Origin of the sequence: Rhizobium sp. 18065 (genome assembly GCF_902706095.1) — a bacterium.
In the GTDB taxonomy this organism is placed as follows: Bacteria; Pseudomonadota; Alphaproteobacteria; order Rhizobiales; family Rhizobiaceae; genus Allorhizobium.
This window is the reverse complement of the sequence record NZ_CACSJP010000001.1, coordinates 346735-373199: the sequence shown is the minus strand read 5'-3', so window position 1 is coordinate 373199 and position 26465 is coordinate 346735. Positions and strand designations below refer to the sequence as shown.

Sequence of the window (26465 nt, the reverse complement as noted above, 5' to 3'; positions counted from 1 at the left end):
CGGCCTCACCAAGCGAATCACCACCTTTGAACCTGTAAAGGCAAATGCGCTTCAAATTTGACACAATTTTAGAAATAAAAAACCAAGCGGCACAGTCTTGATAGTCTTACTTGAAACTTATTTTCCGGAGAGTCATCATGCGCGTGTTTTCATGTCTCGTTTTTGGCTGTATTTTGACGTTCACCCTGCATTCAACGGCTAGTGCAGTGGATGCCAAAAAACGGCACTTCTTCATGCCGAAAAACGACTATAGCAATACTTACACTCTACAACGCATCAGCGTCCGAGCGAGCTGTTTTCCGACCAAACTGCGGGCTATCCTCGCCCATATCGCCAGACAGACCGGGGGGCAGCCGATGGTCACATCCGGGCACCGGCCGCGGTCGGGCCGATCTCAACACAGTCGCTGCTATGCCGCTGATATCCGTGTGCCCGGTGTGCCGGAGCGCAAAATACTGGCGGCCGCCGCAAGCGCACCCGGCATTGGCGGTATCGGCCGTTACTGCAACGGCATGGTGCATGTCGATATCGGGCCAAAACGAAGATGGGTGCACTGCTAGCGCCAGTCATTGTTCGATGACAGCAGATTTCAAGCCTTGGGCTTGCGCCTGATGTTGCGCCGGATCATGCCGAAGTCCGCGCCACCGATCAGGAAGGCCGTGGCGAAATAGACCGGCATTGCGATGACAATCAGCAAGGCCAAGGTCGAGACCTGTTCGACCAGCGAACTGGTCGGCATCAAGGAAGCGCTCCAGCGATCCGACAGATAGACGAGTACGCCCGCCATTACGCCGGACGCCATGATCAGGCGCAGCGTGCGGGTGATCAGCGCCCATTCGAAGACCAGATGGCCGCGCCACAGCAAAACAGAAAACAGCAGGACCGTGTTGGTCCAGCCTGCAGCCGCCTCCGCAATCGCGATGCCGCTTTCCTCGAAATGGGGGAAAAGCGTGATGGCAAGACCGGTATTCAGCGCCACCGAAATCATGGTGAAGCGCATCGGCGTCTTCGTATCCTCGCGGGCGTAGTAGCCCGGCTGCAGCGCCTTGATCAGCACGAAACCCGGCAGACCTATGCCATAGATGGCGAGGATGCCGGCGACGACTGCGGTATTCTGTTCGGTAAAAGCGCCGCGCTCGTAGAGCACGCGGATGATTTCGTCGGACAGGACCCAGATCGCGGCCGCGGCCGGAAGCGTCAGGAAGAGAACGAATTCGATCGAACGGTTCTGCAGGTTGCCGGCCTCTTTCATGAAGCCGCCTTTGAGCGCACGCGCAAGTTCGGGCAGGAGCACGATGCCGACGGCAACGCCCACGACACCCAGCGGCAACTGGTAGATCCGGTCGGCATATTGAAGGGCGGAAATCGCGCCTTCCTTGCCCGATGCGATCGCCTGTCCGATCAACTGGTTGATCTGGGTGATGCCACCCGTGACGGCCGCCGGAATGGCCAGAACCAGGAGACGCTTGACGTTCGCGGTATAACGTGGCCGGCGAAAGCCGATCTTGATCCCGGCATGGCGAACCCCGAGATAGACCACGGCTAGCTGCAGCAGACCTGCAGCCAGCACAGACCAGGACAAATACCAGGCCGTCAGCGACGGATCCGACCCGGTCCAGAGCGCCCAGCCGAGAGCGCCCATCATCAGGATGTTGAGAAAAATCGGCGCGATGGCGGCGGCAAAGAAATGATGCAGCGAATTCAGCATTCCGCTCATCATGGCGGTCAGCGACATGCACATGAGATAGGGGAACATGACGATCGCCAGACGCACGGTCAGCGAGAATTTCTCCGCATCATCGACAAAGCCGGGCGCGATTACCCACTCGACCAGCAGCGGCATCGACAGCTGCATGCCGATGGTGATGACCAGCAGGACGGAAAACAGGACGCCGAACACTTCCTCCGAGAACCGCTTGGCGCCATCGATGCCGTTGGCCTCGATTTCCTTGGCAAATAGCGGCACGAAGGCGGCGTTGAAGGCGCCCTCGGCGAACAGACGACGGAACAGATTGGGGAAGCGGAAGGCTGCATAAAAGACGTCGGCGATGGGTCCGGTGCCCAGTGCTGCCGCCATCAGCGTTTCACGGGCAAAGCCGAAAACACGGCTTCCCAGCGTCGCACCGCCGACGGTCATGAATTTCTTGACGAGGCTCATTCAGGCCCGGACTTTCTTCTGCATCACAGGGGCACGCTGTACCGTTGACGCGATGGCGGAAGACTGTGGCGCTTCCTTGTCACGCGGCTCCTCGGCCCCTTCTGTCATCACCGCCTTCAGACGATTGACGATATTGGCCTGACGATTTTCGTTGGTCACCTTCTGGCCGACCAGATCCATCACATAGAAGGTATCGATGACCTTCTCACCGAAGGTGGTGATGCGTGCCGAATGGATATCCAACGAAAGATCGGCGAGTGCTGCGGTGATCTCCGCCAGGAAGCCGATGCGGTCGAGGCATTCGACTTCGATAACGGTGAACTTGTTCGACAGGCTGTTGGAAATGCGCACATCCGGCTGGACCGGGAAGGTCTTGTTCTTCTTCTTGCCCTTCGAGCGGGTGGCAATGACTTCCGGCAGGCGCTTGCTGCCGGACAGCACATCCTCGATCATCTTGCCGATGGTCGCGGCACGGCGCATCTCGTCGTCGTCGATCGGGAATTCCCGGTTGATCAGGATCGTATCGAGAGCCCGGCCATCCGACGTCGTGAAGATCTGCGCATCGGCGATGTTTGCGCCGGCAGCGGCGCAGGCGCCGGCGATGATCGACAGAAGACGCGGATGGTCGGGCGACAGCACCGTGATTTCGGTGATGGCATGGAAGGAATGAGTGCGCACCATGGTCGCGAGCGCCTTGCGTGCCTTGTCAGCCTGGCGGATGAACCGCGTATGGCGAACCTGGTCCTCCAGGTCGACCGACAGCAAATAGGGCTCATAGTGAAGCTTGGTATAGGTCTTCTGGTCCTTCTGGCTCCAGCCTTCCAGTGCCTTGGTCAGTTGTTCCGCAGCGTGCTTGGCCCGCTCCTTGCGGGAGACCTGGCTGAAGCCGCCTGACAGCAGCAATTCGGTCTCGTAGTAGAGCGTGCGCAACAACTGGCCCTTCCAGCCGTTCCAGACACCCGGTCCGACGGCGCGGATATCGCAGATCGTCAGCACCAGCAGCATTTTCAGCCGATCGAGCGACTGCACCTTTTCGGCAAAGTCGGTAATCGTCTTGCGGTCGTGCAGGTCGCGGGTCTGAGCGACCATCGACATCAGCAGGTGCTGGTCAATCAGCCAGGCGACCATTTCGGTCTGCTTTGGCGACAGGCCGAGACGCGGGCAGAGCTTGCGCGCCACCTTGGCGCCGGCGATGGAATGATCTTCCTGACGGCCCTTGGCGATATCATGCAGAAGCACGGCGACATAGAGCGTCTGGCGATCCTCGATCTCCGGCATCAGCTTGTTGGCGAGGGGATGGATCTCTTCGGCCTTGCCCTTGTCGATCTCCGACAGGACTTCCAGCGTGCGGATCAGATGTTCGTCGACGGTGTAGTGATGATACATGTTGAACTGCATCATCGAGACGATCTTGCCGAACTCCGGAATGAAGCGACCGAGAACACCGGCCTCGTTCATGCGGCGCAGGATGAAGCCCGGATCACGGCGCGAGGTCAGGATCGCCAGGAACAGGCGGTTGGCCTCCTCGCTTTCGCGGAAATCATTGTCGATCAGCGACAGCGACCGGGTGACGGCCTTCAAGGCATCCGGATGGAATTCGAGGCCATTGATGTCGGCCACATGGAAGAGCCGCATGATCGACATCGGATCGCGCTTGAAAACGTCCGGATCGGCAAGCGCGATGCGGCCGCGATCATCAATGAATTCCGCTGCACCGGCGATCTTGCGCGGACGGTTGGCAAAACGGCCGATCATGCCGCCAATGCCGGGCACGGCCTTGGCCTGCTGATCCTCCAGGGCTGCGGAGAAAATGCGCGTCAGATCCCCCACGTCCTTTGCCACCAGGAAATAGTGCTTCATGAAGCGTTCCACGGCAGACAGGCCGGGCCGGGCCTGATAGCCAAGGCTTTTCGCGATCTCCGGCTGGATATCGAAATAGAGACGCTCCTCCGGCTTGCCGGTCAGATAGTGCATGTGGCAACGCACGGCCCAGAGGAAGTCATCCGCCTTCTCGAACAGGCGCCATTCCTGGCGCGACAGAACGCCGAGGCGGACAAGTTCTCGGGTGTCGCGAACATGATAATTGTACTTGGCGATCCAGAACAGTGTCTGGAGATCGCGAAGTCCGCCTTTGCCTTCCTTAACGTTGGGTTCAACCAGATAACGGCTGTCGCCGGCCTTGCGATGGCGTTCGTCGCGTTCGGCCAGTTTGGCGGCGATGAATTCCGGGGCGGTATTGGTGGTAACTTCCTGGTCGAAGCGGCGCTGCAATTCATCAACAAGCGTCTCGTTGCCGCAGACGAAACGGGTTTCGAGAATGGCCGTGCGGATGGTCATGTCCGACTTCGACAGCCGGATGCACTCTTCGACCGTGCGCGTCGCATGACCGACCTTGAAGCCGATGTCCCAGAGCAGATAGAGCACGAACTCGACGGCCTTATGCATGTTCGGCATGGTTTTCGACGGCATCAGGAAGAGCAGATCGAGATCGGAACCCGGCGCCAGGGTCCCTCGACCATAGCCGCCAACTGCGGCAACGGACACACCATCCGCATCCCCAGGATAGACATGCGCCGTGACCATCCTGAAGATCACCGAGATCAACTGGTCCTGAATCCAGGAAATGCTGTTGGCGCATTTCATGCCGCTGCCATCGGCAAAAAGCTGGAGACGCGCGACTTCGCGGCCATCGATGCTCGCCTTTTTCAGGATCGGCAGCAGCTTGGCGCGGACTTCGAGCAGGTTGCCCGAGTACAAGCGAACCACCTCTTCGCAGGACGCCACCAGGGCGTCGACGTCGAGCAGGGCATCAAAGGCGATTTCGGCTTTTGCCATGTGTCGGGCATGCTTTCTGACTGACCGGATGATCGGCTCCGGTTTCGGATGGCGCTATAGCGCCTTTCCGGCGCGTTTGACAGGCACCTTACCCCTCAAGGCTTGCCAAGTTGTTTCTTGAGATCATAGAGCGCATCCAGCGCCTGACGAGGGGTCAGGTCGTCAAGATCCAGTGACTTGAGCGCCTCTTCGACCTTGGAGGGGCCAGCCTTGCGGGCATCCTCGCGGCGCACGGCCACCTGGAACAGCGGAAGATCGTCGATCAGTTGGGCTGCCGGGTTCTTGCGGTCGGTATCCTCGAGCTTCGCCAGCACATCGCGGGCACGCGCAACGACAGCCGCCGGAAGACCGGCAAGACGCGCGACCTGAATGCCATAGGAGCGATCTGCGGCACCGGGGCCGACCTCGTGCAGGAAAATAACGTCGCCGTCCCATTCCTTGACCCGCATCGTGACGTTCGACATGCGTGCCAGCTTTTCCGACAGGGCCGTCAGCTCATGGAAATGGGTGGCAAACAGCGAGCGGCAGAGATTGACCTCATGCAGATGCTCGACTGCCGCCCAGGCGATCGACAAACCGTCGAAGGTTGCCGTGCCGCGGCCGATCTCGTCGAGGATAACCAGCGAGCGATCGGTCGCCTGGTTGAGGATTGCCGCCGTCTCGACCATCTCGACCATGAAGGTCGAGCGGCCACGGGCAAGATCGTCGGACGCGCCGACACGCGAGAACAGCCGATCGACCACGCCGATATGGGCCGCACCGGCCGGCACGAAGGAACCCATCTGGGCCATGATGGCAATCAGCGCATTCTGGCGCAGGAAGGTCGATTTACCGCCCATGTTGGGACCGGTGAGCAACCAGATCGCACCGTTGCCGCCGGATTTTTCCGGCGACAGATCGCAATCATTGGCGATGAAGGGACTGGCGGCCTGACGGCGCAATGCCTGCTCGACAACCGGATGGCGCCCGGCGGTGATCTGGAACATGCGGCTGTCATCGACGATCGGGCGGCAATAGCCCTGCTCCTCGGCCAAAGACGCCAGACCGGCGGCAACGTCGATGACGGCCAGCGCCCGGGCAGCCGCCTTGATCGGCTCGGCAGCGGCAACGACATCGGTCACCATGCGCCCGAAGGCCTCAAGCTCGATCGTCAGCGCCTGGCCCGCGGCATTGGCGATGCGGCTTTCGAGATCGGCGAGTTCGGTGGTGGTGAAGCGCATGGCATTGGCCATGGTCTGGCGATGGATGAAGCGGGCCTTGCCGTCATCCGTATCGGTCATCGGGCCAGCATTGCCGGCGGTGACCTCGATGAAGTAGCCGAGCACATTGTTGTGCTTGATCTTCAGCGACCTGATGCCGGTCTCCTCGGCATATTGCAGCTGCAGCCCGGCGATCACCCGGCGCGACTGGTCGCGCAAGGCGCGGATCTCATCGAGTTCGGTCACGGCGCCTTCGCGCAGAAAGCCGCCATCGCGTTTCAGCAGCGGCAATTCATCGGCGAGCAACTCCGACAGTCCGCGGCCGAGATCCTGCGGCAGAGCCTGAAGATCGGCCATTGCATCGGTCAACTCTTTCGGCAGAAGGGCCTGCGCCAGAAGGGTTGCCACTTCGGCCGATGCCGTCAGACCATTGACGATACCACCCAGATCGCGCGGACCTCCGCGGTCCAGCGCCAGACGCGACAGGGCGCGGGGCATGTCGGGCACCCGCTTCAACGCATCGCGCAGACGGTCGATCAACTGGCTTTCGGTCAGCAGGAAGGCGACCGAATCCTGCCGCGCGGCAATCGCTGCGGGATCGGTCAGCGGCGACATCAGGCGTTCGGCGAGCAGACGGGCGCCGCCGCCGGTCACCGTGCGATCGATTGCCTTCAGCAGAGAGCCGTTGCGATCACCCGACAGAGTTTTCACCAGCTCGAGATTGGCGCGAGTGGCCGGATCGATGAACAGGGTAGAGGCCGCGTTCTGGCGCTCGGGCAGGCCGAGTGGCGGGCGCTCGGCAATCTGGGTCTTCTCGACATAGGCGACAGCGGCAGCGGCCGCGGCAATCTCCGCGCGGGAAAAACTGCCGAAACCGTCCAGTGTGCTCACGCCGAAATAGCGGGCGATCCGACCCTCGGCACTGGCGCTATCGAACAAGACGCCGGGCTGGGGCACGACGACACGTCCGAGCACGTCGAAAGCGGGCTTCAATTCCTCATCGTGAAACAGCGTATCCGGCACGATCAGTTCGCGCGGCTCGATGCGGAGGATATCGGCGAGCAGGCGGGTTTCCGTCGTTTCGGCGAGGCGAAAGATGCCGGTGGAGATATCGATCCAGGCCAGCGCCAATTGCGGCGCGCTGCCGCCGCGAATGCGGGCGAGCGCCATCAGATAATTGGATTCGAACGGCGAGAGCAGCTTTTCTTCGGTGAGCGTGCCAGGGGTGACAAGGCGCACGACGTCGCGCTTGACCACGGATTTCGAGCCGCGCTTCTTGGCTTCGGCCGGATCCTCGATCTGTTCACATACCGCGACGCGAAAACCGAGAATGATCAGCTTCTGCAGATAATCGTCGGCTGCATGAACCGGCACGCCGCACATCGGGATATCATGACCTAGATGCTGGCCGCGCTTGGTCAGGGTTATGCCAAGTGCCCGTGAGGCATCAACGGCATCCTCGAAGAACAGTTCGTAGAAATCGCCCATACGATAGAAGAGCAGGCTACCGGGATTGGCGGCCTTGATCTCGATATATTGCTCCATCATCGGCGTGGCGGATGCGCGGCTTTCCTCCGAGGCAAGCGTTGCCACGTTCAGGACCTCGTTGTGGGCGGATGAATGGATCGTCACTGGCCAATGTTTTCTTGATGATAAAGTCGTGCAACACTAACGACCTGCGCTGCAGAAAAACAACATGATGGGCGGATGACAACGCAGCTGCCCACAACAAGCTGAGGGGAAACATGCCGATCGACAAGAAAACTGTTCGCACGCGCGTCTCGGTCACCGAACAGGAAGCGCTCGATTTCCACTCGCAGGGCCGCCCCGGCAAGCTGGAAATCACGCCGACAAAGGCGATGGCCACGCAACGCGACCTGTCGCTGGCCTATTCGCCGGGCGTTGCCGTGCCGGTCAAGGCGATCGCAGCAGACCCAGATACGGCCTATGACTACACCACGCGCGGCAATATGGTCGCGGTCATTTCGAACGGTACCGCCATCCTTGGTCTCGGTAATCTTGGGGCGCTGGCTTCCAAGCCGGTGATGGAAGGAAAGGCCGTGCTTTTCAAGCGCTTCGCCGATGTCGACAGCATCGACCTTGAGGTCGATACCGAGAATGTCGATGAATTCATCAATTGCGTGCGCTATCTCGGCCCTTCGTTCGGCGGCATCAACCTCGAAGATATCAAGGCGCCGGACTGCTTCATCATCGAGAGCCGGCTGCGCGAACTGATGGACATCCCGGTCTTCCACGACGACCAGCACGGCACGGCGATCATCGCAGCCGCCGGCCTGATCAATGCACTGGAGCTAACCGGCCGTGACTTCAAGACCACCAAGCTAGTCTGCAATGGCGCAGGGGCTGCCGCGATCGCCTGCATCGAACTGATCAAGGCGATGGGCTTCAACGGCGACAACATCATCCTCTGCGACACCAAAGGCGTCATCTATCAGGGTCGCATAGAGGGCATGAACCAGTGGAAATCGGCGCATGCAGTCAAGACCGATCGCCGGACGCTGAAGGAGGCGATGGAAGGTGCCGACGTCGTGCTCGGACTGTCGCAGAAAGGCGCGTTTTCGGCCGACATGATCGCCTCGATGGCGCCGAACCCGATCATCTTCGCCATGGCCAATCCCGATCCGGAAATCACTCCGGAAGAGGTCGCCGAAATCCGCGACGATGCAATCATGGCAACCGGCCGGTCGGACTATCCGAACCAGGTGAACAATGTTCTCGGCTTTCCCTACATCTTCCGCGGCGCGCTCGACGTGCGCGCCAGCCAGATCAACGATGCGATGAAGATCGCCGCCGTGCGGGCGCTTGCCGATCTGGCGCGCGAGGATGTGCCAGACGACGTGGCGGCCGCCTATCAGGGCCAGCGTCCGCGTTTTGGCCCGCAATACATCATTCCGGTCCCTTTCGACCCCCGATTGATTTCGGCCATTCCGGTGGCCGTCGCGAGGGCTGCGATGGAGACCGGCGTTGCCAGAAAAGAGATCGACGACCTCGGCGCCTATGCGCATGAGCTATCTGCCCGCCGCGACCCGATCGCGGCGGCTACCCAGCGCATCTACGAGCACGTACGCAGTCATCCGAAGCGGGTGGTCTTTGCCGAGGGCGAAGAAGAGCAGGTGATGCGCGCGGCCATTGCCTTTGCCAATCAGGGGCTGGGCACAGCCATCCTGCTTGGCCGTGACGAACCATTGAAGGCAACAGCGGAACGAGCCGGCATCGATCTGGATCGCCCGGGCATCGAGGTGGTCAACGCCCGCGTCTCGACCCGGGTCGATGCCTATACCGAATATCTCTATGCCCGCCTGCAGCGCAAAGGTTACCTGCACCGCGATGCCCAGCGCCTGATCAATACCGATCGCAATCACTTCGCCGCCTGCATGGTGGCGCTGGGCGACGCCGACGCGATGGTAACGGGCACGACGCGCAACTATTCGACGGCGCTCGAAGACGTGCGCCGGTGCATCGACACGGCACCCGGCCACAGGGTTATCGGCGTTTCTCTGGCCTTGGCGCGTGGCCGCACCATCCTTGTCGCCGACACAGCCGTGCATGACATGCCGACCGCCGAAGAACTGGCCGATATCGCCGAAGAATCGGCAGGCGTCGCACGCCGCCTCGGGCTCGAACCGCGCGTGGCGCTGCTTGCCTATTCGACCTTCGGCCATCCGACCGGCGAGCGCTCCGAGCGGTTGCGCGAGGCGGTCAAAATCCTCGACAACCGTCATGTCGATTTCGAATATGACGGCGAGATGGGGGCTGACGTGGCGCTCAACAGCCACCGGATGGAGCAGTATCCGTTCTGCCGGCTGTCGGGCACGGCGAATGTGCTGGTCATGCCAGCGATCCATTCTGCGGCGATCTCGACAAAGATGCTGCAGGAACTGGGCGGCCTTACCGTGATGGGGCCGCTGCTGGTCGGACTGGAGAAATCGGTGCAGATCGCCCAGATCGGCGCCAAGGACAGCGACATCGTCAACATGGCGGCGATTGCTGCCTACAATGCCGGCGCCTGATCCCCGCGATCAGGCCAGAAGAGGAGCGGCTTCCGACAGCTGCTCCATGTCTTCCTCGAGTTCGGTGCGCAGCCAGCGCTTGAAGGTTTCGACCTTGCTGCTGCGGCGTGCCGTGTCTGCCACAACGAAGTAGTGCCCGAACCCGGTTTTGACCGGAGGGCCGAAGGGTGCAACCAGTTGCCCATGCTGCAACTGGTGCGAGGCGAGAGTCTGCCAGGCCATCATCACGCCCTGCCCGGCAATCGCCGCATCGAGGCAGAGCGAGGCTTCGCTATAGACATGCCGGGCCTGTATTTCAGTACCGGCAAGGCCGACAGACGACAGCCAGACATCCCAGGTGAACATTGCCCGGCCGTCGACGATCTTTGGCAGCTTCATCAGGTCGGCCGGCGTTTGCAATCCCTCAGCCATCGCCGGCGTGCAGACCGGGAAGATCCGTTGCTGTAGAACGAGTTCTGAGCGGCAGCCGGGCCAATGGCCGCGCCCGACGCGAATGCAGAGATCGACATCGGAAAAGGTCGGGTCCTTCAAACGATCGGTTGCATCGATCCGCAGGCTGACATCGGGAAAACGCTCGGAAAAGGCACTGATGCGGTGCACCAGCCAGCGGGCGGCAAACACCGGCGCAACCGAAATCGTCAGAACCTGATCGTCACTGCGCTGCGCCAGCGCCACGGCACCCGACAGGTGCCTCAGCCCTTCCGTCAGGCGAGCGAGGATATCGGATGCGGTGTCGGCTGCCACCATGCCACGGTTCGTGCGCTCGAAAAGCTGACGCCCGAGCTGCTGTTCCGTCTTGATGACCTGCTGGCTGACGGCACCAACCGACACCCCCAGCTCGTCGGCTGCCGATTGCAACGAGCCCAGGCGACTGACGGCTTCCACCGCGCGCAGACCGTTCAAATGAACCTGATTTAGATTTCGCATATAGAAAATCTATAGCGAAACGGCAGAAATCTCAATTGAAACCTGGGTGGTATTGCAGGAAAACAACAGCATCAAAGACCCTCACGGCCTGAAACCCGCAAGAAAGGCAAAGTGATGTTCACGTTTTTCTGGAAGTCCGCAATGTCTGCCAACCGTCGGACCGGTCAATCCTGGCGGCATGATCCGCTGGGCCATCCCGATCTGAGCGGGTTATCCGTGCGGCAACTGGCCGATCTGCCGATCCCACCGGAGGTGTTGCCGGCACGTCGTGACGAGAGGCAGCCAAAGGCTGCCACCATCACATCATCGACGCTGCAAGGCTGTCGCTGCTAGCTGGCAAAGCGACCGGCGTCCGCGCCATAATAATTGACGTAGCGGTCGGAAATACTGGCGATCGGCAGGACGATCAGGACGTCCGTGGTGTTGAAGGCGTGGTCGACGACCGCGCCATTGCTGACCATGGCGCCCAGACGCAGATAGCCCTTGATCAGGGGCGGCATGGCTGACAACGCGCGCCGCGCATTGATCGCCTCTGAGGGCATCAGGTCCATTTCACGGTAAAGCTCAGGGCGGGCGCTGACCGCCCATTCACCCTTGGCGACCGCGTTCTGATGCAGGAACGACAAAGCCAGCGCGTGTTCTTCCGGACGCACGCCGGGAAAAGACCCACAGCCGAACATGCCGTCGACCCGGTGCTGCAAGGCGTAGGCCCAGCAACCCTGCCACAGAAGTTCAACCGTACGCTTGGTGCGATATTCAGGCAGGACGCAGGAGCGGCCAAGCTCTATGAAGCGCTTTTCCGGATGGCGGTCGAGCAATTCGCCGATGGCAAATTCCGAGCCGGAGTAGAAGCCGCCATGGGCGATTGCCACCTCGTGGCGCAGAAGACGATAAGTCCCGACAATCTGGTCTTCGGCATCGCCTTCGATCGAACGGTCCAGAACGAGAAGATGCTCGCAAAGCGCATCCCAGGCATCGACCTCGCGGCCGCGACGGGCGCCTTCGGGGCTGATCTGGGCCTTCATCTCCTCGACAAAGACGCGGTAGCGCACGGCCTGAGCCGCATCGATCTCGCGCTCCGTGCGCGCCAACCGGGTTTCCAGCGAACCTATGCGGCCGAGAAGCCCCGGATTGAGCGAACCCAGCACCTTGGCCGGCGCAGGTTGCTGATCAAGCAATGATCCACGATCGATTAATTCCAAGCTCATCGCGATAAATCCGGCTTCGTTTTCCCGCGTCATAAACCACGAATCTGCGACAGGAAAGTGACACATCGGGCATGCAACCCGGGCGCTCACTCCTCGCTCGGCTTGGCTTTCCGATGGCTGATAATCTCGTCGATCAGGATGCAGAGAGCGCCGAGCGTGATGAAGCTATCGGCCAGATTGAAGACCGCAAAAGACCAGGTCTGGGTGTAGAAAAGAACGTAATCGACGACATGGCCATAGACGAAGCGATCTACCAAGTTGCCGAAGGCGCCGGCAATGATCATCGCAAAGCCGAGATGAGCGAAGTGATGATCCGGCCCGGTCTTGCGCCAGAGCCAAACGACAAAAGCCACGATCAGCAGGCGAAGCCCGACGATGAACCAGCCGTCGGCATCCGACAGCATGGAGAAGGCGACACCGAGATTGTGAGTGCGATACAGCCCGAGATAGGGGACGACCGGCACCAGTTCGTGCATCGGCAGATAGATCTCGACGGCATATTTGATCGCCTGATCGAGGATCAGTGCCGCGATGATGAAAATCGCGACCGGCAGTGGTCGGTTGAAGGCAGCCAGCATCGCTTACTTCGCTCCATCCAGCTTGAGCAGATGACGGCGAACCTCAAACAACATGACGCCGGTTGCAACGGCCAGATTGAGCGAATCCGCCATGCCGACCTGGGGAATACGGGCCAGCGCATCGGCGGCCTCAGCGAGTTCGTCCGGCAGGCCGGACTGCTCGTTGCCCATCATCAGGATGACCGGCTTCGAGCGATAATCGATCGTGCGATAGTCGACCGCGCCGGCGAGATGGGTGGCAACGAGGTGGGCGCCGGATCCCTTTTTCCATTTGAGGAATTCTACCGGCGTTGCCTTGATCAGCGGCACGGCAAACATCGAGCCCATGGTGGCGCGAACAGTTTCCAGCGAGAACGGATCGGTGCAATCACCAACGAGGATGACGCCGGAGGCGCCGGCTGCATCGGCGGTGCGGATGATCGTGCCGAGATTGCCCGGATCGCGGACGCGGTCGAGGGCAACCCAGGTCTGGCCATCGGTTGGCGCAACGTCTCTCAGAGAAGTCCACCGCTGCTCGAAGACGGCCGATACCATCTGCGGATTGTCGCGGCGGGTGATCGCCGACATCACCTTTTCGCTGACTTCAAGCACCAGGCCGCCGGAGGCGACCGTACGGGCCGCGACCTTTTCAACCAGCGGCTTGCCCTTGCCGGCCTTGGCATATACCAGGGTGCGGATCGTCCAACCCAGTTCGAGCGCATCGATGACCAGCTTCAGACCTTCGGCGAGGAATGTCCGGCTTTCGTCGCGGCTCTTCTTTTGAGACAGCGCCTTGATGTCCTTGACGATCGGATTGGCAAGGCTTGTGACTTCCTTCACCTGGCCGACGCGACGCGCGCCTTCCTGTCTGAAATCATCCGTCATTTCGGCACCCAGCGGCTAAAGAGAGAGGTTGAAAGTGCCCGGCCGGGCGTCTTGCCGTCGAGGCCGGCTTCGCGGATGACCAGTTCGCCGGATTCCACCAAGCCACGCTTGCCGCGCATGGTCTCGCGCATCAACTCATGGATCGAATAGAAGCTGGCGCGGATCGAATAGGCGGTCAGTACCAGACCATGCGCCTTCGGCGACAGCAGTTCGCGGCAGACATCCAGCATGACAGGCAGGTGCTCGAACAGATGCCAGACTTCGCCATTGGGGCCTCGGCCGAATTTCGGCGGGTCGGTCAGGATGATGTCGTATTGGTTGCCCCGGCGCTCCTCACGCAGGATGAACTTCATCGCATCCTCGCAGATCCAGCGGATCGGCGCCTTGTCGAGGCGGCTCAGGGACTGATTTTCCCGCGCCCAGCCGATCGCCTTCTTGGACGCGTCGACATGGGTGACTTCGGCGCCGGCGGCTGCCGCGACGAGCGATGCAACGCCGGTATAGCCAAACAGGTTGAGTACCTTCAGTGGACGTCCGGCCTGCTCGATCTGGCTCTTCATCCAGGCCCAATGGGCAATCTGCTCGGGAAAGACCCCAACATGGCGAAACGCGGTAAACCGACCGAGGAAATCGACGCCAAGAAGCGACAGTGGCCAGGTTTCACCGAGCGCTTCGCTTGGGAACCGCCAGCGACCCATACCGTCTTCGTCGGTATCGCCAGTGAAGATCGCAGATGCATTGTCCCAGACATGGGCAGGCAGGGCTTTCGGCCACAGCGCCTGCGCTTCCGGGCGGACAATGCGGTAAGGACCATATTGTTCAAGCTTCAGGCCATCGCCGCTGTCGATCAGATGGAAATCTCCGGCGCCAGACGATTCCAGGATCAGCGGAACGCGCTCGGCCGGGCGCTCGCCGCTGCGCAGCATCAAGGCGCGCGCAGGCTCAGTTGCAACGGTTTCAACCTGTGTTTCGCGGACGTTGTGCGCCGGCGCTGACGGTTTTGCCGGACGCGGCTTCTGTTCGTCGCGACGCTGCGGGCGATCGGCGTCAGAACCTGCCGGCTTCGTCTTGAAAGGTCTACTGCTCGACCTGGCGCCCGGCTTGGCGTTCTGGCTAAGATCGGCTCTGGGATTGGTGCCCGCCGGCGGTTTTCCACCGGGGCGGCGTTCCTTGTTTTTCACGTCATCTATCCGTGGGTGCGTGCTCTTGTGGCGCTGCCCATATCATTCCAGCAGAGGAGCGAAAAGCGATTTTGCCGACAAATGAGCGAAGTTGGCCCCGATATAGCTACTTCGCTGCGATCGACGGCAGAGAACTGCCGGCAATCTGCTCGGCGCGGGTCTTGTGGCGGTCCGCCTCGGCCTGCCAACGCTGGGCGGATCGGCTCTCGTTGCGGGCCCGCTTGCGATACTTGCTTTGCGAGAACCAGGTGACAACGGCACCGATCACAAGGCCGAGAATGACCGCCAGGATCAGCAGAATGAACAAGGGGGCCGACAGCGAAAGTGCCTGGTCGGCAGGATTAAACGGATTGAGCGCCAGGCTGACGGACTGCCGGTTGGCGACGGCAAGAACGATCAGCAAAATGCCAAGCGGAATGAAGACCACTAGAGTGAACAGTTTCCGGATCATGGCGGCACTCCCTGTGATTTGTTCGCCATGTCAGGACACGGCGCCTACGCCACCCAAGTTAATCACCGGGTCGACTTTTTCAATCCGGCTGGACGATCATTCGTCGTCTTCGTCGCCCATCCCGGGGTTCAGACGCTCGCGAAGCTCCTTGCCGGTCTTGAAGAACGGCACCCATTTTTCCTCGACGAACACGGTTTCGCCGGTGCGCGGATTGCGGCCGGAGCGGGAGGGACGGTTTTTGACGGAAAATGCACCAAACCCGCGAAGTTCGACGCGGTTGCCGCCAGCGAGTGCGTCAGTGATCTCATCCAGCACGGCATTGACGATATTTTCGACATCCCGGTGATAGAGATGCGGATTGCGGGCCGCGACAATCTGCACAAGTTCCGATTTAATCACGCGCGCTCCCCCTGAGTTTCTCAAATGTTCTGATCGCCGCTAACGTTGCCAAACCAAAAAAGCCTAGTCAAGGAACAACTTAACCGCCGGATGCAGCAATTGCGAAGGCTATGACAGAAATCACAAATGCAGGCGGACCGCTACCGCCAATTTTGGCTTATGCTTCTATCGGTCGCAAATTGGCCCCATCGCCATGCAAACTTGTAATTGGCGTGTGAAAATCCATATTGGCATTCACGGATTTAAATGCGAAACGTCGGCTCCGGGCGACGTCATCGATATAATGCGCGCTCCATCAGACGGGTTTTCCTCATGTTGCAACGGACAGACGAGAGTGCGCAGGCCGCCGGGCAATCGCCTGGGGCGATCGCCTATCGCAAGGCGGCCAGCCATTCGACGCGAGTACGGCGGCTGAAAGTGCTGCTGCCGGTCGGCGCTGCATTGATATCCTTCATGTTTATCGGCGTATCGATCGTCCGCGCCTATCTGCCGGAAAATCTGGAGATTGCGTCCGCCAAGATTGAAAACGGCAAGGTCGTGATGGAGAAGCCGGCCATTTCCGGGCGCAATGCCGATGGCGTCAGCTATTCGATGCGCGCCGAACGGGCGCTGCAGGACATCAAGAACCCGAACATCATTGCGCTCGAGACGATCTCTGCGGCCGTGCCGGTGAATGACAAGATCATTGCCCGGGTCGAGGCCATCGGCGGAATCTTCGACCGCGGTTCCGAGTTCCTCAATCTCGACAAACCATTTACGCTGAACCTCAACAGCGGCCTCGACGCCCAGTTCCAATCGGCACGCCTCAACATCAAGGGCGGCACGATGGAAACCTCCGATCCGGTTGCAATCCAGACCAAGGGCGCTTCGATTGTTGCGAAGTCGCTCAATATAACGGATAAGGGGCGAACAATCACATTCACGGGCGATGTACGGGTCAACATAGAGCCGTCGGCGCTTCGTCAAAACGGGTCAATGGAAGCCGCCAAACCATGATTTCTAGCCGCTCCCCGAAGCTTTCCATCGCCGGCCACGTTTTGCTGCTGGGCCTTATGTCCTGCGTATCGACCTCGGCCTTCGGCCAGGCCAAGAGCAGCCAGATGGACGGCATGAAGCTTTCCAATGACCAGCCGATCCAGATCGAAAGCGACGCGTTGGAAATTCGCGAGCAGGAGAAGAAGGCTTTCTTCACCGGCAATGTCAAAGTCGTGCAGGGCGCGACCACATTGCAGGCGGGCGCGATGACGGTCTTTTATCGCGGTGAAGGGGCAAGCGTTACCCAGGGCAATGCCGACATCGAAAAGATCGACGTGATGGAAAAGGTCTTCCTGTCGTCTGGCACACAGCAGGCGACGGCAGACAAGGGCTTCTTCGACATGACGAAGCAGGTCTTTGTCCTGGAAGGCGACCGCGTTGTGCTGTCGGAAGGCCAGAATGTTTTCGTGGGCTGCAAGCTGACCGTCCAGATGACCTCTGGCCAAGCCAAGCTCGACAGCTGTGGCGGACGGGTACAGATCCAGCTCGACCCTAAATCGCAGAAAAAGCAGTGACGGGATCGGTCTGAACGTGCAAATCCCATTTTTTTCGAAGAAGGCCGGCAGCCCGGCGGACGCTGCTGCGGCCAGCCCCGTGCTGAAGGGCGACAAGTCGCGCTACGAAGGCACGTTGATTGCCCACGGGCTGACCAAGACCTACAATACCCGTCGCGTCGTCAATGGTGCATCCCTCGTGGTTCGCCGGGGCGAGGCCGTCGGCCTTCTCGGCCCAAATGGGGCAGGCAAGACCACGTGCTTCTACATGATCACAGGGCTGGTGCCGGTTGATGCCGGCACGATCACGATCAATGGCAATGACGTCACGTCCATGCCGATGTATCGGCGCGCGCGCCTCGGCGTCGGCTACCTGCCACAGGAAGCGTCGATCTTCCGCGGCCTGTCGGTCGAGGACAATATCCGTGCCGTGCTTGAAGTGCATGAAAGCGATCGGCGCAAGCGTGAAGCAAAGCTCGACGAACTGTTGCACGAATTCCATATCGAGAAATTGCGCAAGTCGGCAGCTGTCGCCCTATCCGGTGGCGAACGCCGTCGTCTTGAAATCGCACGCGCGCTCGCCACCGACCCAACCTTCATGTTGCTCGACGAGCCATTTGCCGGTGTCGATCCGATTTCCGTCTCCGACATCCAAAATCTCGTCCGCCACTTGACGGCACGCGGCATTGGCGTTTTGATCACGGACCACAACGTCCGCGAGACACTCGGGCTGATCGATCGGGCCTATATCATTCATGCCGGCGAGGTCCTGACCCACGGACGGGCGAATGATATCGTCAACAATGCCGATGTCCGCCGGCTCTATCTTGGCGACAAGTTCAGCCTTTAAAGGCCTCTTGACCAAGAAAACTCCTCCGCATCCCCTCCTGCGACTTGACCAAACTGAAATAAAAAGCAATTTTTGGGCCAAGTGGATTTTGCCCGTCATGAAAGACGGGAATTATCGGGGGATGTAGGGGAGTCTAGCGTCGATCATGGCCTTATCCGCCAATCTTTTCCTGCGACAAAGCCAGTCATTGGTGATGACACCACAGCTGATGCAATCGATTCAGCTGCTGCAGATGACGCATATCGAACTGATGCAGTTCATCTCCCAGGAAATCGAACGCAACCCACTGCTTGAAATGGTGGCAGATGATGGCGATTTGGGCGGCGACAGTGCCGATCCGACGGACAGGCCACCGCCGATCTCCGCAGAGACACATCATGCCAACGACGACGCACCCGCTGCGCCCTCACTCGACAGTGACTGGTACGAGGAAAACGGTAATACCAGTCTGAACGACCGGCTGGATGCCAATTTCGACAATGCTTTTTCCGATGAAGGCTCCGCGGTACGACCCGATGCTCCGGAACTGCTCAGCCAATGGAAATCGATGCCGGGCAATTCCGGTGAGACCGGCGAGGGTTTCGACCTTGATGATTTCGTCGCCGGGCAGATCAGCCTGCGCGATCATCTGAACCAGCAAATTCCCTTTGCGCTCAGCAACGATGCCGATCGGTTGATTGCCGCCATTCTGGTCGATCATCTCGATGAAGCCGGCTATCTGCGCGCCGACCTCGACGAAGTTTCATCGCGGCTGGGACGCGACCGGGATGCGATAGAGCAAGTGCTGGAAACACTGCAGACGCTGGAGCCGGCCGGCGTCTTCGCCCGGACGCTCAGTGAATGTCTGGCCATACAGCTTCGCCAACGCGATCGGTACGATCCGGCGATGGCCGGCCTGGTCGAAAACCTGGAGCTTCTGGCGAAACGCGACTTCAATACACTGAAAAAGATCTGCGGCGTCGACGAGGAAGATCTCATCGACATGCTGGCCGAGATCCGCAAACTCAATCCCAAGCCCGGCAGCAATTTCGAACACAGCGCAACGGAATCGGTGACGCCGGACATCGTGGTGCGCACTGACCCGCTTGGCGGATGGAAGGTCGAACTCAATCCGGACGCCCTGCCCCGCGTTCTGGTCAACCAGAACTACATGGCGGCCGTCGGACGGCAGGGCGGCACCAAGGATAGCGGCGACCAGGCTTTCATGTCGGAATGCCTGCAAAGCGCCAACTGGCTGACACGCAGCCTCGACCAGCGCGCCAAAACCATCATGAAGGTTGCCGTGGAGATCGTACGGCAGCAGTCGGCCTTTCTCGAGCAAGGTGTCGACCACCTCAGGCCGCTCAACCTGAAGATCGTTGCCGATGCGATCAAGATGCATGAATCGACCGTGAGCCGCGTCACGACCAACAAATACATGATGACGCCACGTGGTCTCTTCGAGCTGAAATATTTCTTCAGCGTCTCGATCGCGTCCGCCGAGGGCGGCGATACCCACTCCGCCGAAGCCGTGCGCCATCGCATACGCATGATGATCGCGCAGGAAAGCACAGAGGCTGTCCTGTCCGATGACGATATTGTGTGCACCCTGAAATCCAGCGGCGTCGACCTTGCCAGGCGAACCGTGGCAAAATATCGCGAGTCGATGAATATCCCGTCCTCCGTGCAGCGGCGCAGAGAGAAGCGCGCCATGGCAAAAGTGCCTGCAATCTAGGGTCTGCACCGCGCGAAACTTACCTGAATCTTAACAGCGCATTGACTTTTGGCGGGATGAAAGCTAGAAGCCCGCCGCAATCGAACGCGCATACTCTTGCTTGAAACTTATCCCCAGCACACGCCTATCGAACGAGGCAACAGATTCATTGGTTCGCTCGAAAAGCTTGGACGCAGACGTGGCTTGGCGTAAAATGGTCTTTGCAAACCGACGGTAGGTTTGCAAACCAACGATAAGAAGGGAAACTCCATGAGTGTGCGTGTATCCGGCAAGCAAATGGAAATCGGCGAGTCGTTCCGTCAGCGGATCGAACAGCGGATCGAAGATGCGGTGACCAAATACTTCGACGGAGGGTATTCAAGCCAGATCGTCGTGACGAAGTCGCAATCGCGGTATGCCGCAGATTGCCTCGTTCATCTCGACGCAGGCGCGAACCTTCATGCTGCTGGCGAGGCGAATGATCCTCAAGTGGCTTTCGACACAGCGTTCGAGCGCATTGAAAAGCGCCTTAGACGCTATAAGCGCAGGTTGAAGGATCACCATGCGGTCGGCGTTGCTGGCACATCGATTGAAGTTGCCTATACCGTCATGGATTCATTTCCGGACGAGCACGAAGACGAGGTGCCCGAAGATTATGCACCCACGATCGTTGCAGAAAGCACCAAAAAGCTGAGGACGATGTCAGTCGCCTCGGCCGTCATGGCTCTGGACATGACTGACGAGCCTGTTCTCCTGTTCAGAAGTCCGGGAACAGAAGAAGTAAACATCGTATACCGTCGCAATGATGGTAATATCGGGTGGATCGATTCCGCCAACATCAAAGGCTGAAGAAGCACAACGGCGGGCGAATTCCATTCTGGCAGTCGCCCGCCGCTCGTCTCTCCAGCATGAAGGAAGTTGATATGGCCTTGGCAGATTTGCTGCAACAGGATGCTGTCGTACCCGCCCTCAGGGTGAACTCGAAGAAGCAACTGCTTCAGGAACTTGCGGCAAAAGCCTCGAAGTTGACCAATATTCCCGAACGGGAAATATTCGATGTCATCTTGCAGCGAGAGCGCCTCGGCTCCACCGGGGTCGGCAATGGAATTGCCATTCCGCATGGCAAGCTCAACCGCATCACACAAATCACCGGCGTCTTCGCCCGGCTTGAAACGCCGGTCGATTTTGAGGCGCTGGACGACCAGCCGGTCGATCTGGTGTTCCTGCTGCTTGCCCCGGAAGGTGCTGGTGCTGATCATCTCAAGGCTTTGTCACGCATTGCCCGGGTTCTGCGCGATCAGGATCTCGTGGCCAAGCTGCGCGCGACCGATTCCGGTTCAGCGATCTTCACCTTCCTCAATCAGGAACATGCGTCCAACGCGGCCTGAAGCAAACGCTCAAAGACATAAAAAAAGCGCCCGTGATGGGCGCTTTTTTTGTTTCATGCATGGCTTGATGCTCAGGCTTTGCCGGAGGCATCACCGTTCGCGTCGATCTTCGGGCCACCCTTGGCGACACCCACCATGGCCGGGCGCAGCACGCGCTCGCCGATTGCATAACCTGCCTGAACAACCTGGACCACAGTGCTGTTGGGCACGTCCGGGTTCGGGACTTCAAACATCGCCTGATGGAAATTGGGGTCGAATTTCTGACCGACCGGCTCGATCTTGCGGATGCCATGGCGTTCCATGGTCGACAGCATGCCACGCTCGGTCATTTCCACGCCCTCGATCAGAGCGGCAAGACCGGCGTCCGCCGTCGTGCGGGCTTCCTCCGGCAGCGCCTCAATCGCGCGGCGAAGATTGTCCGAAACCGACAGCATATCGCGCGCAAAGCCGGTAACCGCATAGGACTTGGCGTCCTTGATCTCGCGATCTGTCCGGCGGCGAAGATTGTCCATTTCAGCAGCCAAGCGCAGGAAACGATCCCGCAGATCCGCATTCTCAGCTTTCAGATCATCCAGCGGATCCGCGTCCACTTCGCTTTCAACGATGATCTGCTCTTCTGCTGCATCGGGCATGGTAGCCTCGGCAGCCGACGTGTCAGGTCCGTTCTTGTTGGTCTCACCGGTCATGACGATCTCCGAATTATTGTCATTGTTCGAATTCTGAGTTTCGAATTTGTGCCCGATATCAGGGTTTGTCGTGAAAAAATCAAGGCGTGGAGGGGAAAGAAGCTCTTATCGGCCGGAACGCGCCAAGCGCGCCATGAGCTGGGCGGTGTAATCCACCATCGGCACGATGCGGGAATAATTGAGCCGTGTCGGGCCAATCACTCCCACGGCACCAACGATACGGTCTTCGCCATCGCGATAGGGCGCTACAATCAGTGATGACCCGGACAAGGAGAAAAGCTTGTTTTCCGAGCCGATGAAGATGCGCACGCCCGGTCCAGTTTCGGCAAGATCAAGGATCTCGATGAGGCTTTCCTTGCGCTCCAGATCATCAAAAAGCAGGCGCAGCCGGTCGACGTCTTCGGAACCAGCAAGCCCCTCAAGCAGATTGGCGCGCCCTCGCACGATCAGTCGCGTCGGCTTCTGATCGCCAAGACCACCCGACCAGACCGCCAGTCCACGCTCGACCAGATCCTGCGACAGGGCATCCAGCTCGCCGGCAACCTGCGTCTTCAGCTTTTCCAGCTGGCTGCGCGTTTCCGACAGGGTCTGGCCGGCGAGATTGGCATTGAGAAAATTCGCCGCTTCGGTCAGTTGGGAAGCGGTGATACCGGCCGGAAGTTCAATGATGCGGTTCTCGACCTGGTTATGCTCACCAACCAGAACAGCAAGCGCCTTGGTCGGCTCCAGCCGAATGAACTCGACATGTTTGAGGACCGGATCGTTCTTGGACGAGATCACCAGGCCCGCACCACGCGACAGGCCCGAAAGCATGCGGCTCGCCTCGGTCAACATCGCTTCCATCGGCTGATCGGCGCTGGGTGGCCGGATCTGACGCTCGATCGTGCCACGTTCTTCTTCGGACAGATCGCCGACCTGCATGAAGGCGTCGACGAAGAAGCGCAGGCCAAGCTGGGTCGGCAGGCGACCAGCGCTGATATGCGGCGCATAGATCAGGCCGAGGCCTTCAAGATCGCTCATCACATTGCGCACCGAGGCCGGCGACAGCGACATGGGCAGCAGGCGCGACAGGTTGCGGGACCCGAGCGGATCGCCGGAATCGAGATATGTCTCGACAATGCGCCGAAAGACCTCTCTGGAACGGTCGTCCAGCGAAGAAGAAACGTCGGTGATTGTATGCGTCGGTGCAACCATTATCGGAGCAAGCACTGTGTGCAGTGTTTCATGACAGGAAATATAGTCACTCTGCCCTCGATCACAAAGGCCAAATTCCGCAAGGCAACAGGGCTTTTGCGCAGGACCCGGGTTTTTCATTGCAAAACCCCGGGGCAAAAGCCAGATCCACACGGCACCCGTCGACAGAACTGTTTCCATTTGTCCGGGAAAGGCTCTAGAAGGCGTCAGACAATCTAGGAGATCGCAATGCGGCCATCAGGCAGAAAAACCGACCAAATGCGCAAGGTTTCGTTCGAGCGCAATTTTTCCAAGCATGCGGAGGGTTCCTGCCTGGTCAAGTTCGGCGACACTCATGTGCTGTGCACGGCAAGCCTTGAAGAAAAGACGCCGCCATGGCTGCGCAATTCCGGCAAGGGCTGGGTGACTGCCGAATACGGCATGCTGCCGCGTGCCACCGGCGACCGGATGAAGCGCGAAGCCGCCTCTGGCAAACAAAGTGGCCGCACACAGGAAATCCAGCGCCTGATCGGTCGCTCGTTGCGCGCCATCGTCGATCTCGAAGCCTTGGGCGAACGCCAGATCTCGATCGACTGTGATGTCATCCAGGCCGACGGCGGCACACGCACCGCATCGATCACCGGTGCCTTCATCGCTCTGCATGACTGCCTGAAGTGGATGGAAACCCGCAGCATGATCAAGGTCGAGAAGGTGCTGAAGGACCATATCGCGGCGATTTCATGCGGGATTTTTGCCAGCCAGCCGGTGATCGATCTCGATTATCTGGAAGATTCGGCTGCTGAAACGGATGCCAACTTCGTCATGACGGGGTCCGGCGGTATCGTCGAGATCCAGGGCACGGCCGAAGGCAAGCCGTTCAGCCAGGACGAACTCCTTACCCTGCTCGGCCTCGCCCGCAATGGCATCGATGAACTGGTCGCGCTGCAAAAGCAGGCGCTCGCTTAAGCGGCAGGACAGGAAAGGTTCGGCAGGTGTCTCAATCCTTGCAAGGTGTGATGGAAGCGGCGCTTTACGCCGACGACCTCGACGCCGCCGAACATTTCTACGAAACCGTCCTGGGGCTCGAAAAAATCGCGCGCCAGGGCAACCGCCATATCTTCTTCCGCTGCGGCCAGACGATAGTGTTGATCTTCAACCCGACGGAAACGCGGCAGCCGGCACCTGCCGGTTCGCTTCCGGTTCCAAGCCATGGGGCCAATGGTGCAGGCCACTTGTGCTTCAAGGTGGCTGGCGAAGAGATTGCCAGCGTTTTGGCGCGTCTGCAGCATGCTGGCGTTAAGATCGAATCCGATTTCCGCTGGCCAAATGGTGCCCGTTCGATCTATTTCCGCGATCCTGCGGGCAATAGCCTGGAATGCGCCGAACCGAAACTCTGGAATCTGGACTGATCACTTATGCGCAAGCTCGACACCCGCACCATCGTCGTGGCCAGCCACAATGCCGGCAAGATCGCGGAAATCGCCGATCTAATCGGTCCCCTCGGATTTTCCGCCCAGTCTGCGGCCGAGCTGAAATTCGCTGAGCCCGACGAAACCGGCACCACCTTCGAGGAAAATGCCGCGATCAAGGCGCTGGCGTCGGCCAAGGCTTCCGGCCTGCCGTCGCTGTCGGATGACAGCGGCCTGGTCATCGACGCGCTGGATGGCGCGCCTGGCGTCTACACAGCCAACTGGGCCGAGCGCGAGGATGGCAGCCGCGATTTTGCCATGGCCATGCAGAAGGTCGAGACGGCATTGTCCGAACGGGGCGCCATTGAGCCTTCACAGCGCAGCAGCCGGTTCGTCTCCGTTCTGTGCCTGGCCTGGCCGGATGGCCATACCGAATTCTTCCGCGGCGAAATCGAGGGTATCGTTGCCTGGCCACCGCGTGGGACTGCCGGCTTCGGCTATGATCCGGTCTTCCAGCCGGAAGGTCACACGCGGACCTTCGGCGAAATGTCGTCGGACGAAAAACACGGCTGGAAGCCCGGCGATCCGCAGGCGCTGTCGCACCGTGCACGCGCCTTCAAGCTTTTCGTCGAAACCTGCCTGGAGGCCTGACCTGCTCATGACCGAAGCCTTCACGCTTCTGCCCGACACCGGCGAACCGGGCTTCGGCATCTATGTGCACTGGCCGTTCTGCGCGGCCAAATGCCCCTATTGCGACTTCAACAGCCATGTCCGGCATCAGCCGGTGGATCAGGCCCGCTTCGTCTCTGCATTCCTGCAGGAGATGAAGGCGATGCGCGAACTCTCCGGTCCGAAAACTGTCACCAGCATATTCATGGGTGGTGGCACGCCATCGCTGATGGATCCGTCGACCGTGGCCGCAATCCTGGACGGCATTGCCGGTGCATGGCATGTGCCCAACGGTATCGAGGTGACGATGGAGGCCAATCCGTCCAGCGTCGAAGCCACACGGTTCCGCGGCTACCGTGCAGCCGGTGTCAATCGTGTGTCTCTCGGCGTCCAGGCGCTCAATGATGCAGACCTGAAATTTCTCGGTCGCCTGCATGATGTCGAGGATGCCTTGCGCGCCATCCGTCTGGCCCGCGAGATCTTCCCGCGCATGTCCTTCGACCTGATCTATGCCCGGCCGAAGCAGACGGTCGAAGCCTGGGAACGCGAACTGAAGGAAGCGATGTCCTATGCCGTCGATCATCTATCGCTCTACCAGTTGACCATCGAGGAAGGCACGGCCTTTTTCGGCCTGCACAAGGCGGGCAAGCTGATCGTTCCGGACGAAGAACAGGCGGCCGTCCTCTATGAGGCGACGCAGGAGATTACCGAGCGCGAAGGCATGCCGGCCTATGAAGTGTCGAACCATGCCCGTCCGGGCGCCGAAAGCCGCCACAACCTGACCTATTGGCGTTATGGCGACTATGCCGGCATCGGTCCCGGAGCCCACGGCCGCTTGACCCGGGGGCGCTCGAAGATCGCGACGGCGACCGAAAAACACCCGGAAACCTGGCTTACGGCCGTCGAGCGCCAAGGCCATGGCATGATCGACCAGGAACTGCTCGACAACGAGGCCCAGGCCGACGAATTGCTGCTGATGGGCTTACGGCTGCGCGAAGGGGTGGATCTCGCCCGCTGGCAGCAGCTCTCCGGCCGGGATCCCGATCCGGCACGCGAACAGTTTTTACTGGAACAGGGCTTCATCGAGAGACTTGGCAATTCGCGGTTGCGCTGTACGCCACCCGGCATGCTGATCCTTGATGCTGTGGTGGCTGATCTCGCCTGTTGATTGCAGTCGCGACAGCTAGATCCGGGGATCGACCTGCATTCCCTCTGTGACGCTGAAATTCTTCAGTCC

Annotated in this window: 24 protein-coding genes; 12 read left to right on the top strand and 12 right to left on the bottom strand. The window is 59.9% G+C overall.

All coding sequences use genetic code 11. The features are described from left to right. Window positions 1-137: 137 nt before the first annotated feature. Window positions 138-560 (top strand): DUF882 domain-containing protein, encoded by a 423-nt coding sequence (locus tag GVK95_RS01795; protein ID WP_159946152.1) that lies wholly within the window; start codon window positions 138-140, stop codon window positions 558-560. Window positions 561-589: 29 nt separating this feature from the next. Here the strand turns inward: GVK95_RS01795 and murJ are convergent, their stop codons facing one another. The 3 genes from murJ to mutS all read right to left on the bottom strand — a co-directional run bounded on the left by murJ (window position 590) and on the right by mutS (window position 7740). Further along, entirely contained in the window at window positions 590-2158 is a 1569-nt protein-coding gene (murJ, locus tag GVK95_RS01790; protein ID WP_159946151.1) for a murein biosynthesis integral membrane protein MurJ, read from the bottom strand. Next, entirely contained in the window at window positions 2159-4993 is a 2835-nt protein-coding gene (locus GVK95_RS01785; protein WP_159946150.1) for a [protein-PII] uridylyltransferase, read from the bottom strand. It abuts the gene before it with no gap. A gap of 95 nt (window positions 4994-5088) precedes the next feature. Next, window positions 5089-7740: a DNA mismatch repair protein MutS gene (mutS, locus tag GVK95_RS01780; protein WP_244618654.1), complete on the bottom strand. Its 2652-nt coding sequence runs from the start codon at window positions 7738-7740 to the stop codon at window positions 5089-5091. A 197-nt stretch (window positions 7741-7937) separates the two neighbouring features. Here mutS and GVK95_RS01775 point away from each other — a divergent pair, with 197 nt between their 5' ends. Then, a complete protein-coding gene (locus GVK95_RS01775) occupies window positions 7938-10223 on the top strand; it encodes an NADP-dependent malic enzyme (protein ID WP_159946148.1) in 2286 nt (761 codons plus the stop codon). 9 nt (window positions 10224-10232) lie between these two features. Here GVK95_RS01775 and GVK95_RS01770 read toward each other — a convergent pair whose 3' ends face one another. The 7 genes from GVK95_RS01770 to GVK95_RS01740 form a co-directional block, all read right to left on the bottom strand. Next, a complete protein-coding gene (locus GVK95_RS01770) occupies window positions 10233-11150 on the bottom strand; it encodes a LysR substrate-binding domain-containing protein (RefSeq protein ID WP_159946147.1) in 918 nt (305 codons plus the stop codon). 329 nt (window positions 11151-11479) lie between these two features. Further along, window positions 11480-12358: a GNAT family N-acetyltransferase gene (locus tag GVK95_RS01765; RefSeq protein ID WP_159946146.1), complete on the bottom strand. Its 879-nt coding sequence runs from the start codon at window positions 12356-12358 to the stop codon at window positions 11480-11482. 86 nt (window positions 12359-12444) lie between these two features. Continuing rightward, window positions 12445-12936 (bottom strand): signal peptidase II, encoded by a 492-nt coding sequence (lspA, locus tag GVK95_RS01760; protein ID WP_159946145.1) that lies wholly within the window; start codon window positions 12934-12936, stop codon window positions 12445-12447. Window positions 12937-12939: 3 nt separating this feature from the next. After that, window positions 12940-13800 (bottom strand): RNA methyltransferase, encoded by an 861-nt coding sequence (locus GVK95_RS01755; protein WP_159946144.1) that lies wholly within the window; start codon window positions 13798-13800, stop codon window positions 12940-12942. Next, complete coding sequence (locus GVK95_RS01750) at window positions 13797-14981, bottom strand: class I SAM-dependent methyltransferase (protein ID WP_159946143.1); 1185 nt, start codon at window positions 14979-14981, stop codon at window positions 13797-13799. Before GVK95_RS01750 ends, GVK95_RS01755 begins: the two co-directional genes overlap by 4 nt. 106 nt (window positions 14982-15087) lie before the next feature. Further along, entirely contained in the window at window positions 15088-15432 is a 345-nt protein-coding gene (locus GVK95_RS01745; protein WP_159946142.1) for a LapA family protein, read from the bottom strand. Window positions 15433-15528: 96 nt separating this feature from the next. Further along, window positions 15529-15831 (bottom strand): integration host factor subunit beta, encoded by a 303-nt coding sequence (locus tag GVK95_RS01740; protein ID WP_006724965.1) that lies wholly within the window; start codon window positions 15829-15831, stop codon window positions 15529-15531. Window positions 15832-16143: 312 nt separating this feature from the next. Between GVK95_RS01740 and lptC the strand changes: the two genes are divergently transcribed. The 6 genes from lptC to ptsN all read left to right on the top strand — a co-directional run bounded on the left by lptC (window position 16144) and on the right by ptsN (window position 21291). After that, a complete protein-coding gene (gene lptC, locus GVK95_RS01735; RefSeq protein WP_159946141.1) occupies window positions 16144-16827 on the top strand; it encodes an LPS export ABC transporter periplasmic protein LptC in 684 nt (227 codons plus the stop codon). Next, complete coding sequence (locus tag GVK95_RS01730; RefSeq protein WP_159946140.1) at window positions 16824-17381, top strand: LptA/OstA family protein; 558 nt, start codon at window positions 16824-16826, stop codon at window positions 17379-17381. The genes lptC and GVK95_RS01730 overlap by 4 nt, the downstream gene beginning before the upstream one ends. A 79-nt stretch (window positions 17382-17460) precedes the next feature. Continuing rightward, window positions 17461-18210, top strand: a complete 750-nt coding sequence (gene lptB, locus GVK95_RS01725; RefSeq protein WP_192814372.1) for an LPS export ABC transporter ATP-binding protein — start codon at window positions 17461-17463, stop codon at window positions 18208-18210. A 145-nt stretch (window positions 18211-18355) separates the two neighbouring features. Continuing rightward, a complete protein-coding gene (gene rpoN / locus GVK95_RS01720) occupies window positions 18356-19924 on the top strand; it encodes an RNA polymerase factor sigma-54 (RefSeq protein WP_159946139.1) in 1569 nt (522 codons plus the stop codon). Window positions 19925-20173: 249 nt separating this feature from the next. Continuing rightward, window positions 20174-20752 carry a ribosome-associated translation inhibitor RaiA gene (gene raiA / locus GVK95_RS01715; RefSeq protein WP_007602446.1) on the top strand — a complete coding sequence of 193 codons (579 nt, stop codon included), beginning with the start codon at window positions 20174-20176 and terminating at the stop codon, window positions 20750-20752. A gap of 74 nt (window positions 20753-20826) precedes the next feature. After that, window positions 20827-21291 (top strand): PTS IIA-like nitrogen regulatory protein PtsN, encoded by a 465-nt coding sequence (gene ptsN / locus GVK95_RS01710; protein WP_159946138.1) that lies wholly within the window; start codon window positions 20827-20829, stop codon window positions 21289-21291. Window positions 21292-21362: 71 nt separating this feature from the next. Here ptsN and grpE read toward each other — a convergent pair whose 3' ends face one another. Together grpE and hrcA are read right to left on the bottom strand one after the other, a co-directional pair. Next, window positions 21363-22034, bottom strand: coding sequence for a nucleotide exchange factor GrpE (gene grpE, locus GVK95_RS01705; protein ID WP_159947422.1), 672 nt, complete (start codon window positions 22032-22034; stop codon window positions 21363-21365). Between the two features lie 48 nt (window positions 22035-22082). Then, on the bottom strand, window positions 22083-23171 hold the full coding sequence (hrcA, locus tag GVK95_RS01700; RefSeq protein WP_159946137.1) for a heat-inducible transcriptional repressor HrcA: 1089 nt from the start codon (window positions 23169-23171) through the stop codon (window positions 22083-22085). A gap of 228 nt (window positions 23172-23399) precedes the next feature. Here hrcA and rph point away from each other — a divergent pair, with 228 nt between their 5' ends. From rph to hemW, 4 genes are read left to right on the top strand one after another with little or no spacing between them, the layout of a single operon-like run. Further along, window positions 23400-24116 carry a ribonuclease PH gene (gene rph, locus GVK95_RS01695; protein ID WP_159946136.1) on the top strand — a complete coding sequence of 239 codons (717 nt, stop codon included), beginning with the start codon at window positions 23400-23402 and terminating at the stop codon, window positions 24114-24116. 50 nt (window positions 24117-24166) lie between these two features. Beyond that, window positions 24167-24559: a VOC family protein gene (locus GVK95_RS01690; RefSeq protein ID WP_200844214.1), complete on the top strand. Its 393-nt coding sequence runs from the start codon at window positions 24167-24169 to the stop codon at window positions 24557-24559. 6 nt (window positions 24560-24565) lie between these two features. Next, window positions 24566-25210 carry an RdgB/HAM1 family non-canonical purine NTP pyrophosphatase gene (rdgB, locus tag GVK95_RS01685; RefSeq protein ID WP_159946134.1) on the top strand — a complete coding sequence of 215 codons (645 nt, stop codon included), beginning with the start codon at window positions 24566-24568 and terminating at the stop codon, window positions 25208-25210. A 7-nt stretch (window positions 25211-25217) separates the two neighbouring features. Further along, window positions 25218-26396, top strand: coding sequence for a radical SAM family heme chaperone HemW (gene hemW / locus GVK95_RS01680; RefSeq protein WP_159946133.1), 1179 nt, complete (start codon window positions 25218-25220; stop codon window positions 26394-26396). The last annotated feature ends 69 nt before the right edge of the window (window positions 26397-26465 follow it).